The following is a 12678-nucleotide window of genomic DNA, read 5'->3' on the forward strand; positions in this document are numbered from 1 at the left end:
CCCTCGATTTCGCCCATTCCATTTTCAACGGCGGATCCCTATATCAGCGCCATATCCCCGCAATCGGATCATGGGTTCTGGCCGAGTGAGATGGCGCCCGGGCAAAAGACGCTTGTGTTTTTTGGCCTTTGTCGCTAATCGCCCCGCATTCGACTGAACTGAAGGTCCAGGCCGTCCAAGGAAAGAGACTATGGCAAAAGGTAAATTCGAGCGCACCAAGCCTCATGTGAACATCGGCACGATTGGTCACGTCGACCATGGCAAGACGTCGCTGACGGCGGCGATCACCAAGTATTTTGGCGAATACAAGCGCTATGACCAGATTGATGCGGCGCCCGAAGAGAAGGCGCGCGGCATCACGATCTCGACGGCTCACGTCGAATACGAGACCGCCAACCGCCACTATGCCCACGTCGATTGCCCCGGCCACGCCGACTATGTGAAGAACATGATCACCGGTGCCGCGCAGATGGACGGCGCGATCCTGGTCGTGTCGGCCGCCGACGGCCCGATGCCGCAGACCCGCGAGCATATCCTGCTGGCCCGTCAGGTCGGCGTGCCGTCGATCGTGGTGTTCCTGAACAAGGTCGACCAGGTCGACGACGCCGAGCTGCTCGAACTGGTCGAGCTCGAGGTTCGCGAATTGCTGTCGAAGAACGAATTCCCTGGCGACGACATTCCGATCGTCAAGGGTTCGGCGCTTGCCGCTCTGGAAGATTCGGACAAGAAGATCGGCGAGGACGCGATCCGCGAACTGATGGCTGCGGTCGACGCTTACATCCCGACGCCGGTTCGTCCGCTGGACAAGCCGTTCCTGATGCCGATCGAGGACGTGTTCTCGATTTCGGGCCGCGGCACGGTCGTCACCGGCCGCGTCGAGCGCGGCGTGGTCAAGGTCGGCGAGGAACTGGAGATCATCGGCATCCGTCCGACGACCAAGACGACCTGCACGGGCGTGGAAATGTTCCGCAAACTGCTCGACCAGGGTCAGGCTGGCGACAACATCGGCGCGCTGCTGCGCGGCGTTGATCGTGAAGGTGTCGAGCGCGGCCAGGTTTTGGCCAAGCCGGGCACGGTGAAGCCGCACAAGAAGTTCGTGGCCGAAGCCTACATCCTGACCAAGGACGAAGGCGGCCGTCACACGCCATTCTTCACCAACTACCGTCCGCAGTTCTACTTCCGCACGACCGACGTGACCGGCATCGTGTCGCTGCCGGAAGGCACCGAGATGGTGATGCCCGGCGACAACATCACGGTCGATGTCGAGCTGATCGTGCCGATCGCCATGGAAGAGAAGCTGCGCTTCGCCATCCGTGAAGGCGGCCGCACCGTCGGTGCCGGCATCGTCGTTACCATCAAGGAATAATCGATCCGGCTGCTGCCGGTCTCGAACACGAAAGGGCGGTCTTCGGGCCGCCCTTTCTCGTTTCACACGCCTCGCAACGAAAGCATTGCGCGCTTGTTTCAAAGCTGTTGCAAGCGCCATGGCTGCAACTAGTATAGGTTGCACCGAGGGAGCTTTGCCGACAGTGGTTTCAAGGCACCGTTTCGATGGGAAGGCATGGCGGTTGTGGGCACTGGTTTGTCTCGCCGTCGCCATGGCACTGCCCGTTTTGACAGCGCGAGCGGAGGATGGGCCTCTCGACATCCCGCCTATGCGCTTCGTCGTGGTGCGCAGCAACGCTCCGGGATGCGAACCCAACTGTCCTGAATGGATATCGGCGGACGGCACCATCGACGCGGGCACGCCGTCGCTCCTCAAGCGCACGCTCAAGGCGCTCAGGGGAAGGCAATTGCCGGTCGTCGTCAATTCGCCCGGCGGTAACGTCGACGCCGCGCTGGCACTCGGCCGGATGATCCGCAAGAACAAGCTTGATATCGCGGTCGGCGTGACGGTTTTTTCCGGTTGCCAGCCGGAAGCGAAAGACTGCGGGGATAACAAGGGCAAGAGTGCCGATTATTTCGGGGCGGCCTATGACGACGGAGCCATGTGCAATTCGGCCTGTCCGCTAATGTTTTCCGGCGGTGTCCGCCGCGTCGTTGGGGATTTCGGCTATCTCGGTGTCCACCAGATCACCACCACATACCAGCGGGAGAAGCTGCTCTACCGGACCACGTACCGGATCGTGAACGGCAGGAAGAAGATCATCAGCACCAAGGTGGTCAGCCGCAAAAACGCTGGCAGCTACAAAACCTACGAGATGAGCAGGACCGTCGAGAAGACGCTTTCGGCGTACCTGAAGGAAATGGGGATAGCAGACGGCGTACTGGAAGTCATGAAAGCCACGCCGGCCAGTGAGATTCGTCAGATTCCGCTCGATGACATGGTGATGATGAAGTTGGTCACCAGCCGGGACGCAGTGGACCTGTTGACCACGGTAAGCCTCTGCGGCCTGGCCCAGCCGGCCACGAACTGCCGGCAAATAGCTGGACCCGCAAGCAAGACGACGCCATCGGCCGCGACCAGGGCCATGGCTGCCGTTCAACCGGAAACCGCGAAGGCCGGCGGGGACATGCGGTTTGTCGTCGTTCGGGGCAGCAATCCGCTGTGCAATCCCGACTGTCCGGAATGGATATCGGCCGAAGGCGCGATCACGAACCGGGCGCCGGGGAAGCTGCGGCAGTTGCTGGCCACCCTTGGCAATCGGCGGCTGCCTATCGTCATCAGCTCACACGAAGGCGACCTGCCCAGCGCTCTCGCAATGGGACGGCTTATCCATGAAAGAAAGCTCGACATCGCCGTTGCCCGGACGGATTTCGTCGACTGTGACCCCGGCGCGTGGAACTGCCTGGCCACGGAAGGAGCCTATGCCGGATTGAGCATCGATGCGGGGGTGGAGTGTGATTCCGGCTGTGCGTTAGTGGTCGCCGGCGGCGCCAGGCGGCTTGTCGGTCCCCGGGCGCGGCTCAGCCTGTATCCGATGGGACAGAAGCTGGTGGTCAAGGCCTACCTCGACGAGATGGCGATCGGCCCCGCTCTGTTCGCAACAATCGAACGACGCTCGACCGAGGGGCAACTTGACCCAGACGCCATGCTCAAGCTTGGACTGACAACAGGACCGCAATCGGTCGACGCGCTGACCGGCTCCACGACTTGCAAGGCTGTTGCCGAGCCCGACAATTGCCTGGGCCTGCCAGCCGCCAATGCACAGGCCGGCGCGCCCGCAAGGCTGTAGAGCACGGTGATGTCGGGGGGAACTGCCCATCGAGGCAGGTTGAGCCGTATCCGATTTCCGCTATCGTCGCGGCGGGGCCGGCGAAGGATCGAGAATGAGCCAGGACGTTCCGACACTCTATGAATGGGCCGGAGGCGGCGAGGCGCTGAACCGGCTGACGCAAACCTTCTACGACAAGGTGGCGCAAGATCCGGTGGTTGGCCCGGTCTTCAAGCACATGTCGCCGGACCACCCCGCCCATGTCGCGGCCTTCATCGGCGAGGTCTTCGGCGGACCGAAAACCTACAGCGAAACCTTTGGCGGCCACCGCGAAATGGTCATGCATCATGTGGGCAAGCACCTCACCGAGGCGCAGCGCCGTCGCTGGATCAATCTTCTCGCCGACGCGGCGGATGAGGTCGGTCTGCCGGACGATCCAGAATTCCGTTCAGCCTTCATGGGCTACGTCGAATGGGGATCTCGGCTGGCCAAGATGAATTCCAATCTCGGCGAGACCTGCGATCCCGAGATCGAACCGATGCCGGCCTGGGGGTGGGGCGTGCCTGGCGGACCGTACCGGGTGCCGGACGCAAAATAGCTTCGGCTGCCGGGGGAGGTGGACGATTGATGCCGCAAGATGCAAAGATCGTGCGCTGGCGCGAGTGGGATGGGCCCGGCTCCGAACATCTTGTGCTGCGGGAGCACGCGGGGCGGTTGCTGGCCGATTCGGTCGTTATCCGCTCGGGCGAAACGCCATTTGCGGTCCGCTACCGCATCGCCTGCGATGCCGGCTGGCGCGCCGAGAGTGTCATTGTCAATGTGATCGGTGATGACCGGACACTTGTCCTGGCGTCCGATGGCGATGGTCAGTGGACCAGGGACGGCTTGGCGATGCCCGAGCTTGCCGGCGTGCTCGACCCGGACCTCACCGTCACGCCCTTCACCAACACGCTGCCGATCCGGCGCCTGGCGCTCGCGGCCGGCCAGAGTGCGGAAATCACCACCGCCTTCATCGAATTCCCGGCACTCACTGTCGTGCGCAACCCGCAGCGCTACACGTGCCTCGAAGCGGGCCGGCGATACCTCTATGAATCGCGCGCCAGCGACTTCAGGCGGGAGCTGGAGATCGATGCCGAGGGGCTGGTCGTCGACTATCCCGATTTCTGGCGCAGGGGTTAAGCACGTTTGCCTGCAAACCGCTCTTTACAGAGCGCACGGAAGCTTTTAGGAAGCGCCTGCGCTGAAGCGCGCGTGTACGGGCATAGCTCAGTTGGTAGAGCGGCGGTCTCCAAAACCGCAGGTCGTAGGTTCGAGCCCTGCTGCCCGTGCCATTTGCTCTGAAAGATGGCATCAAAACGATATTTCGCGGGCTGCCTTTGAAAATCGGCGAGCCGCTTGCCATATTAGCCCGATTGGGGCATAAGAGCGCCATAGCCGGGACGGAACGACTGGATGGTTCCGAGGCGGCGTTTGGTCATAAAGCGGGCACTTGCCACTTGCGTGGATCAAGAATCGGTTTTATGTAGACGAAACAGACACGCGACGCGTGGAGCTGGGAAGCCGGCTTTACGCGTCTGATTTGCATGGGCGAAATGATTGCGCTGATTCGGCGCGAGATTGGGCTCAGGCGGCACGTCCCGGCCAGCGGGATCATCCAGGGGGCCCGGCCAACGGGTCTTGAAGACAGGCGGCATATGGCTTCGAAAACCACAAATCCTTTCGTCTTTCTCCAGCAGGTGCGCGCGGAGACAGCCAAGGTGACTTGGCCGTCGCGCCGCGAGACGATGATCTCGACGGTCATGGTCCTGGCCTTTGCTGTGATTGCGATGATCTTCTTCTTCACCGCCGATCAGCTCATGGGCCTCGCGGTCGAGCAGATTCTGGGCATTGGACGCTAAGTCCGGCGATTAGGAGAAGTCGAAAAAATGGCTACGCGCTGGTACATTGTCCACGCCTATTCGAACTTCGAGAAGAAGGTCGCCGAGGACATAGAGAACAAGGCCAAGCAGAAGGGCCTGTCCGCCGATATCGAGCAGATCGTGGTGCCGACCGAGAAGGTCGTCGAGGTTCGTCGCGGCCGCAAGGTCGACGCGGAGCGCAAGTTCTTCCCGGGCTACGTGCTCTTGAAGGCCAATCTGACCGACGCCGTGTTCTCGCTGGTCAAGAACACGCCGAAAGTCACTGGTTTTCTCGGCGACTCCAAGCCGGTGCCGATCACCGAGGCCGAAGCCCAGCGCATCCTGAACCAGGTGCAGGAAGGCGTCGAGCGGCCGAAGCCCTCCGTCACCTTCGAGATCGGCGAGGCTATCCGCGTTTCGGATGGTCCCTTCGCGTCGTTCAACGGTTTCGTCCAGGAAGTGGACGAGGAGCGGGCGCGGCTCAAGGTGGAAGTTTCGATCTTCGGGCGCGCCGTGCCCGTCGATCTGGAATTCGGACAGGTCGAAAAGGGCTGATCCGAAATCCCTGATGCCGGTCCGGCGATCAGGGGGGGCGGCGCGGCAACGCGCGGCTTGAGAACGGTGGGAGGCGAAGGCGGCTTTGGCCGGCCGCAAGAACCGCACCACCAGACTGCAACCGCCGGTGTTTCCCAGATCGTGGGGCCGGCATAGACAAAGGCAGGAAAAGAGATGGCTAAGAAAATTGCAGGCCAGCTCAAGCTCCAGGTCTCCGCGGGATCGGCTACGCCGTCTCCCCCGATCGGCCCGGCGCTTGGTCAGCGTGGCATCAACATCATGGAGTTCTGCAAGGCGTTCAACGCGCAGACCCAGGAAATGGAAAAGGGATCGCCGGTTCCGGTCGTCATCACCTATTACCAGGACAAGTCATTCACCTTCGTCATGAAGACGCCTCCGGTGAGCTACTTCCTGAAGAAGGCCGCGAATCTGAAGTCGGGCTCGAAGGAGCCGGGCAAGGTCAAGGCTGGCACGGTTTCGCGCGACAAAGTTCGCGAAATCGCGACCGCCAAGATGAAGGATCTGAACGCGAACGACGTCGAAGCGGCCATGCGCATGGTCGAGGGCTCCGCCCGCTCGATGGGTCTGGAAGTGGTGGGCTAAGATCATGGCAAAGATTGCAAAGCGTGTATCGAAGACCCGTGAAGGCATCGATCCCAACAAGGCTTACGCGCTCGGTGACGCGCTGAAGCTGCTCAAGGATCGTTCCTCGGTCAAGTTCGACGAGACCATCGAAGTGGCCATGAACCTCGGCGTCGACCCGCGTCATGCCGACCAGATGGTTCGCGGCGTGGTCAACCTGCCGAACGGCACCGGCCGCTCGGTCCGTGTCGCCGTGTTCGCCCGTGGCGACAAAGCCGAAGAGGCCAAGGCCGCCGGTGCCGACATCGTCGGTGCCGAGGATCTGGTCGACATCGTCCAGAAAGGCACGATCGATTTCGATCGCTGCATCGCCACGCCGGACATGATGCCGCTCGTCGGTCGTCTCGGTAAGGTGCTCGGCCCGCGCGGCATGATGCCGAACCCGAAGGTCGGCACCGTCACCACCGATGTCGCCGCGGCCGTCAAGGCATCGAAGGGCGGCGCGGTCGAGTTCCGCGTCGAGAAGGCCGGCATCGTTCATGCCGGCGTCGGGAAGGTCTCTTTCGACGTCAAGGCGCTGGAAGAGAACGTCCGTGCATTCGCCGATGCGGTGACCAAGGCAAAGCCGGCTGGCGCCAAGGGCAACTACGTCAAGAAGGTGTCTGTCACCTCGACGATGGGCCCGGGCCTCAAGCTCGACGTCTCGACGCTCGCCGCGTCCTGATTAGATTTGGATTGGCCTTTCGAAGGCTGATCCGTGACTGAATTCCGGGCCTTGGATTTATCCTGGCCCGGTACCGGAAGCCGGAAGGCTTCCGGACATCCTGTCCGAGATTGCGGGCGGCCCGAACCTTGATTCAAGAGGAGGGCCTTAATTCATGTGGGCCTGCATGAGACGGGTGAAAACCGGACAACGGAGCAACAAGCTCCAATGAAAGGTTCGAACCGTGTTTGCCTTTTGTCTGCGCATCGCCGGCTTTGCCGTCGATGTGGCGAAAGGGGGCAGGATCCTCGAGCGTCGTTCGGGAGATCCGTTACTGGATGGCCCGGCCGGCAAAAGGCAACCCGACGCCTGTCCTCGAAATGGGAATGTTCCCATTGGCAGGACTGGGGTCAACTGGAGATAGGCAGTGGACAGAGCGGAAAAACGCGAACTCGTCACGGGCCTGAATGATGCGTTTTCGGGCGCGGGTTCAGTCGTCGTGGCCCACTATGCCGGTATCACCGTCGCGCAAATGAACGACCTTCGGTCGAAGATGCGCGCTGCCGGTGGCACCGTTAAAGTCGCGAAGAACCGTCTCGCCAAAATCGCTCTTCAGGGCACGGACTCCGCATCGATCATCGAGCTGTTCAAGGGACAGACGCTGATCGCCTATTCGGAGGATCCGATTGCGGCGCCGAAGGTCGCGTCCGATTTCGCCAAGGGGAATGACAAGCTCGTCATTCTCGGCGGCGCAATGGGCACCACCTCGCTCAACGCCGACGGTGTGAAGGCACTCGCCACACTTCCGTCGCTCGATGAGTTGCGCGCCAGGCTGGTTGGCATGATCGCCACGCCGGCAACCCGGATCGCCCAGATCGTCAATGCGCCAGCGGCCTCGGTCGCGCGCGTCATCGGCGCTTACGCCCGGAAGGACGAGGCGGCATGAGGCCGTTCCTCGCTATCAAAAACACACGTTCGAACCTAACGAAGGAACACAACAATGGCTGATCTGGCAAAGATCGTAGACGACCTTTCGAAGCTGACCGTCCTCGAGGCGGCTGAGCTGTCGAAACTTCTGGAAGAAAAGTGGGGCGTTTCGGCTGCTGCTCCGGTGGCGGTTGCCGCTGCTGGCGGTGCTGCCGCTGCTGCTGCTCCGGTCGAGGAAAAGACGGAATTCGACGTCGTTCTCACCGAGGCCGGCGCTCAGAAGATCAACGTGATCAAGGAAGTGCGCGCTATCACCGGTCTTGGCCTCAAGGAAGCCAAGGACCTGGTCGAAGCGGCTCCGAAGCCGGTCAAGGAAGGCGTTTCCAAGGCCGACGCTGACAAGTTCAAGGCCCAGCTGGAAGCAGCCGGCGCCAAGGTCGACCTGAAGTAAGCATAAAAAGCGGCGGGCGGCCTCGCGCCGTCCGCCACTCCCTTGGGTGACCAGGGGAGGCTGCGTAACGCGAGATGTACGAAAACCTCTTTTCTGAGGGCCGTAAACCGGCCTTCAGGAAACGGGTTTTCTCCCGTTTTAGCCGGTAACCGCCAAGCAATTGGAGAGGCGGCCGGAGAACAGACAGAGAGCCGCCGCCCAGGTGGCTCAGTATGCAAGGCGAACCGCGGCGAGGTTCGTCCCGAGTTTAGAGCTAAGGAGCGACGATGGCCCAGACCCAGACTTTCAATGGCCGCAGACGCGTACGCAAGTTCTTCGGGAAGATCCCGGAAGTTGCGGAGATGCCGAACCTTATCGAGGTTCAGAAGGCATCCTATGACCAGTTCCTGATGGTGGACGAGCCCAAGGGCGGACGTCCCGACGAAGGACTGCAGGCTGTTTTCAAGTCGGTCTTCCCGATCTCCGATTTTTCCGGCTCCTCCATGCTGGAGTTCGTGAAGTACGAGTTCGAAGGACCGAAATTCGACGTTGACGAATGCCGTCAGCGCGACCTGACCTATGCCGCGCCGCTGAAGGTGACGCTGCGCCTCATCGTGTTCGATATCGACGAGGATACTGGTGCCAAGTCGATCAAGGACATCAAGGAGCAGGACGTCTACATGGGCGACATGCCGCTCATGACCTTGAACGGCACCTTTATCGTCAACGGCACCGAGCGCGTCATCGTCTCGCAGATGCACCGCTCGCCGGGCGTCTTCTTCGACCACGACAAGGGCAAGTCGCACTCGTCGGGCAAGCTTCTGTTTGCCGCCCGTGTGATCCCCTACCGTGGCTCGTGGCTCGACATCGAGTTCGATTCCAAGGACGTTGTGCACGCCCGCATCGACCGTCGCCGCAAGATTCCGGTGACGTCGCTGCTGATGGCGCTCGGCATGGACGGCGAGGAGATCCTGTCGACTTTCTATAACAAGATCATCTACAAGCGCGCCGGCGACCATTGGCGCATTCCCTTCAACGTCGAGCGTTTCCGCGGCCTCAAGGCCGTCGGCGACCTGGTCGATGCCGACACCGGCGAAATCGTCGTCGAGGCGGGCAAGAAGATTACCGCTCGCCAGGCACGTCAGCTCGGCGAAAAGGGTCTCAAGGCGATCAAGGCGACTGACGAGGATCTGCTCGGCAATTACCTGGCCGAGGACATCGTCAACTACGCCACCGGCGAGATTTTCCTCGAGGCCGGCGACGAGATCGACGACAAGACGCTCAAGGTGCTGCTCGGCACCGGCGAGCACGAGATCCAGGTCCTCGACATCGACCATGTCAATGTCGGTGCCTATATCCGCAACACGCTCGCGGTCGACAAGAACGAGAGCCGCCAGGACGCGCTGTTCGACATCTACCGTGTCATGCGCCCGGGCGAGCCGCCGACGCTCGAGACCGCCGAAGCCATGTTCAACTCGCTGTTCTTCGACAGCGAGCGCTACGACCTGTCCGCCGTCGGCCGCGTCAAGATGAACATGCGTCTCGAGCTCAAGGCCGAGGACACGGTGCGCGTGCTGCGCAAGGACGACATCCTGGCCGTGGTCAGGACGCTGGTCGAACTGCGTGACGGCAAGGGCGAGATCGACGACATCGACAATCTCGGCAATCGCCGCGTACGTTCGGTCGGCGAGCTGATGGAGAACCAGTACCGCGTCGGCCTGTTGCGCATGGAGCGCGCGATCAAGGAGCGTATGTCCTCGATCGAGATCGACACGGTCATGCCGCAGGACCTGATCAACGCCAAGCCGGCGGCCGCCGCCGTGCGCGAGTTCTTCGGTTCCTCGCAGCTGTCGCAGTTCATGGACCAGACCAACCCGCTGTCGGAGATCACCCACAAGCGTCGTCTCTCGGCGCTTGGACCGGGCGGTCTGACCCGCGAGCGTGCCGGCTTCGAAGTGCGCGACGTGCACCCGACGCATTATGGCCGTATCTGCCCGATCGAGACGCCGGAAGGCCCGAATATCGGTCTGATCAACTCGCTGGCGACCTTCGCGCGCGTCAACAAGTACGGCTTCATCGAAAGCCCGTACCGCAAGATCGTTGACGGCAAGCTGACCAATGACGTCGTTTATCTCTCGGCGATGGAAGAGGCCAAGCACCATGTCGCGCAGGCCAACGCCGAGCTCGACAAGAATGGCGGCTTCGTCGACGAATTCGTCATTTGCCGCAGCGCCGGCGAAGTGATGATGGCGCCGCGCGAAAACGTCGACCTGATGGACGTGTCGCCCAAGCAGATGGTGTCTGTTGCCGCGGCACTTATCCCGTTCCTGGAGAACGACGACGCCAACCGCGCTCTGATGGGCTCGAACATGCAGCGCCAGGCCGTGCCGCTGGTGCGCGCCGAGGCGCCGTTCGTCGGTACCGGCATGGAGCCGATCGTCGCCCGTGACTCGGGCGCCGCCATCGGGGCGCGTCGTGGCGGCATCGTCGACCAGGTGGACGCCACGCGTATCGTTATCCGCGCCACCGAGGATCTCGATCCGGGCAAGTCCGGCGTCGACATCTACCGGCTGATGAAGTTCCAGCGTTCGAACCAGAACACCTGCATCAACCAGCGTCCGCTGGTGCGCATGGGTGACCGGGTCAACAAGGGCGACATCATCGCCGACGGTCCCTCGACCGAACTCGGTGATCTGGCGCTCGGCCGCAACGTGCTGGTCGCGTTCATGCCGTGGAACGGCTACAACTACGAGGACTCGATCCTGCTCTCCGAGCGGATCGTGGCCGACGACGTCTTCACCTCGATCCACATCGAGGAGTTCGAGGTCATGGCGCGCGATACCAAGCTCGGTCCGGAGGAAATCACGCGCGATATTCCAAACGTCTCGGAAGAAGCGCTGAAGAACCTCGACGAAGCCGGCATCGTCTATATCGGTGCGGAAGTGCAGCCGGGCGACATCCTGGTCGGCAAGATCACGCCGAAGGGCGAGAGCCCGATGACCCCGGAAGAGAAGCTTCTGCGCGCCATCTTCGGCGAAAAGGCTTCCGACGTGCGCGACACTTCGATGCGCATGCCTCCGGGTACTTTCGGCACCGTCGTCGAGGTGCGCGTGTTCAATCGCCACGGTGTGGAGAAGGACGAGCGCGCCATGGCGATCGAGCGCGAGGAGATCGAACGCCTCGCCAAGGATCGCGACGACGAGCAGGCCATTCTGGACCGTAACGTCTATGCGCGTCTTTCCGACGTTCTCGTCGGCAAGGAAGCGATCGCTGGACCGAAGGGCTTCAAGAAGGGCTCGACGCTGTCCAAGGACACGCTCGACGAGTATCCGCGTTCGCAGTGGTGGCAGTTTGCGGTGGAGAACGAAAAGCTCCAGAGCGAACTGGAAGCCCTGCGTGGCCAGTACGACGATTCCAAGAAGGCGCTCGAACAGCGCTTCATGGACAAGGTCGAGAAGGTGCAGCGCGGCGACGAAATGCCTCCAGGCGTCATGAAGATGGTCAAGGTCTTCGTGGCGGTGAAGCGCAAGATGCAGCCCGGCGACAAGATGGCCGGCCGTCACGGCAACAAGGGTGTCGTGTCGCGTATCGTTCCGGTCGAGGACATGCCTTTCCTCGAGGACGGCACGCATGCCGATATCGTGCTCAACCCGCTGGGTGTGCCGAGCCGCATGAATGTCGGCCAGATCCTGGAAACGCATCTGGGCTGGGCCTGCGCTGGCATGGGCAGGAAGATCGGCGAGCTTATCGATGCGTACAAGACAGCCGGCGACATCAAGCCGCTGCGCAAGACGCTCGAGAGCTTCATGCCGGCCAACGACCGCAACGAGCCGGTTCGCGAATATGACGACGAGAGCATCGTTCGCCTCAGCGAGCAGATGCGCCGCGGCGTCTCCATCGCGACCCCGGTGTTCGACGGCGCGCATGAGGCTGACATCAACATCATGCTGGAGCAGGCGGGCCTGCACACATCAGGTCAGTCGCAACTCTACGACGGACGCACCGGCGAGCCGTTCGATCGCAAGGTGACGATGGGCTATATCTACATGCTCAAGCTTCACCACCTCGTGGACGATAAGATCCACGCGCGTTCGATCGGTCCGTACTCGCTCGTCACCCAGCAGCCTCTGGGCGGCAAGGCGCAGTTCGGCGGCCAGCGCTTCGGCGAGATGGAGGTCTGGGCACTGGAAGCCTACGGCGCCGCTTACACGCTGCAGGAAATGCTGACGGTGAAGTCGGACGACGTCGCCGGCCGCACCAAGGTCTACGAGGCGATCGTGCGTGGCGACGACACGTTCGAGGCAGGCATTCCCGAGAGCTTCAACGTGCTCGTCAAGGAAATGCGGTCTCTCGGCCTCAATGTCGAGCTCGAGAACACCAAGCTCGACGACAACCCGATCCGGCTGCCCGATGCTGCCGAATAGGGGC

At 61.9% G+C, this 12678-nt stretch carries 11 protein-coding genes and 1 tRNA gene; all 12 read left to right on the forward strand.

Going from position 1 to position 12678, the window contains the following annotated elements; all coding sequences use genetic code 11:
* The first annotated feature begins 190 nt into the window (after nucleotides 1–190).
* The 12 genes from tuf (at nucleotide 191) to rpoB (ending at nucleotide 12674) form a co-directional block, all read left to right on the forward strand.
* Nucleotides 191–1366: an elongation factor Tu gene (tuf, locus tag ACVWWD_RS20250; RefSeq protein WP_015317986.1), complete on the forward strand. Its 1176-nt coding sequence runs from the start codon at nucleotides 191–193 to the stop codon at nucleotides 1364–1366.
* A gap of 232 nt (nucleotides 1367–1598) precedes the next feature.
* Nucleotides 1599–3176 (forward strand): hypothetical protein, encoded by a 1578-nt coding sequence (locus ACVWWD_RS20255; RefSeq protein WP_435054052.1) that lies wholly within the window; start codon nucleotides 1599–1601, stop codon nucleotides 3174–3176.
* Between the two features lie 94 nt (nucleotides 3177–3270).
* Nucleotides 3271–3753 carry a group II truncated hemoglobin gene (locus ACVWWD_RS20260; protein ID WP_352553354.1) on the forward strand — a complete coding sequence of 161 codons (483 nt, stop codon included), beginning with the start codon at nucleotides 3271–3273 and terminating at the stop codon, nucleotides 3751–3753.
* Nucleotides 3754–3782: 29 nt separating this feature from the next.
* On the forward strand, nucleotides 3783–4334 hold the full coding sequence (locus ACVWWD_RS20265) for a putative glycolipid-binding domain-containing protein (protein ID WP_352553352.1): 552 nt from the start codon (nucleotides 3783–3785) through the stop codon (nucleotides 4332–4334).
* A gap of 76 nt (nucleotides 4335–4410) precedes the next feature.
* Nucleotides 4411–4486: transfer RNA gene (locus tag ACVWWD_RS20270), tRNA-Trp, on the forward strand.
* A gap of 363 nt (nucleotides 4487–4849) precedes the next feature.
* Nucleotides 4850–5053 carry a preprotein translocase subunit SecE gene (gene secE / locus ACVWWD_RS20275; protein WP_013531408.1) on the forward strand — a complete coding sequence of 68 codons (204 nt, stop codon included), beginning with the start codon at nucleotides 4850–4852 and terminating at the stop codon, nucleotides 5051–5053.
* A 27-nt stretch (nucleotides 5054–5080) separates the two neighbouring features.
* Nucleotides 5081–5608, forward strand: a complete 528-nt coding sequence (nusG, locus tag ACVWWD_RS20280; protein WP_015317996.1) for a transcription termination/antitermination protein NusG — start codon at nucleotides 5081–5083, stop codon at nucleotides 5606–5608.
* Nucleotides 5609–5782: 174 nt separating this feature from the next.
* Nucleotides 5783–6211, forward strand: coding sequence for a 50S ribosomal protein L11 (gene rplK / locus ACVWWD_RS20285; protein WP_010909262.1), 429 nt, complete (start codon nucleotides 5783–5785; stop codon nucleotides 6209–6211).
* A 4-nt stretch (nucleotides 6212–6215) separates the two neighbouring features.
* Entirely contained in the window at nucleotides 6216–6914 is a 699-nt protein-coding gene (rplA, locus tag ACVWWD_RS20290; RefSeq protein WP_023775355.1) for a 50S ribosomal protein L1, read from the forward strand.
* A gap of 406 nt (nucleotides 6915–7320) precedes the next feature.
* Nucleotides 7321–7839: a 50S ribosomal protein L10 gene (gene rplJ / locus ACVWWD_RS20295; RefSeq protein WP_015317994.1), complete on the forward strand. Its 519-nt coding sequence runs from the start codon at nucleotides 7321–7323 to the stop codon at nucleotides 7837–7839.
* A gap of 54 nt (nucleotides 7840–7893) precedes the next feature.
* On the forward strand, nucleotides 7894–8271 hold the full coding sequence (rplL, locus tag ACVWWD_RS20300; protein WP_015317993.1) for a 50S ribosomal protein L7/L12: 378 nt from the start codon (nucleotides 7894–7896) through the stop codon (nucleotides 8269–8271).
* Between the two features lie 266 nt (nucleotides 8272–8537).
* Nucleotides 8538–12674 carry a DNA-directed RNA polymerase subunit beta gene (gene rpoB, locus ACVWWD_RS20305; RefSeq protein ID WP_023785185.1) on the forward strand — a complete coding sequence of 1379 codons (4137 nt, stop codon included), beginning with the start codon at nucleotides 8538–8540 and terminating at the stop codon, nucleotides 12672–12674.
* Nucleotides 12675–12678 lie beyond the last annotated feature (4 nt).

The organism is Mesorhizobium sp. URHB0026 (assembly GCF_054059755.1).

What these genes read in the sequence shown, in the direction of transcription:
- tuf (WP_015317986.1), top strand. Translation starts at nt 191, where the DNA reads ATGGCAAAAGGTAAATTCGAGCGCACCAAGCCTCATGTGAACATCGGC.
- ACVWWD_RS20255 (WP_435054052.1), top strand. Translation starts at nt 1,599, where the DNA reads ATGGCACTGCCCGTTTTGACAGCGCGAGCGGAGGATGGGCCTCTCGAC.
- ACVWWD_RS20260 (WP_352553354.1), top strand. Translation starts at nt 3,271, where the DNA reads ATGAGCCAGGACGTTCCGACACTCTATGAATGGGCCGGAGGCGGCGAG.
- ACVWWD_RS20265 (WP_352553352.1), top strand. Translation starts at nt 3,783, where the DNA reads ATGCCGCAAGATGCAAAGATCGTGCGCTGGCGCGAGTGGGATGGGCCC.
- secE (WP_013531408.1), top strand. Translation starts at nt 4,850, where the DNA reads ATGGCTTCGAAAACCACAAATCCTTTCGTCTTTCTCCAGCAGGTGCGC.
- nusG (WP_015317996.1), top strand. Translation starts at nt 5,081, where the DNA reads ATGGCTACGCGCTGGTACATTGTCCACGCCTATTCGAACTTCGAGAAG.
- rplK (WP_010909262.1), top strand. Translation starts at nt 5,783, where the DNA reads ATGGCTAAGAAAATTGCAGGCCAGCTCAAGCTCCAGGTCTCCGCGGGA.
- rplA (WP_023775355.1), top strand. Translation starts at nt 6,216, where the DNA reads ATGGCAAAGATTGCAAAGCGTGTATCGAAGACCCGTGAAGGCATCGAT.
- rplL (WP_015317993.1), top strand. Translation starts at nt 7,894, where the DNA reads ATGGCTGATCTGGCAAAGATCGTAGACGACCTTTCGAAGCTGACCGTC.
- rpoB (WP_023785185.1), top strand. Translation starts at nt 8,538, where the DNA reads ATGGCCCAGACCCAGACTTTCAATGGCCGCAGACGCGTACGCAAGTTC.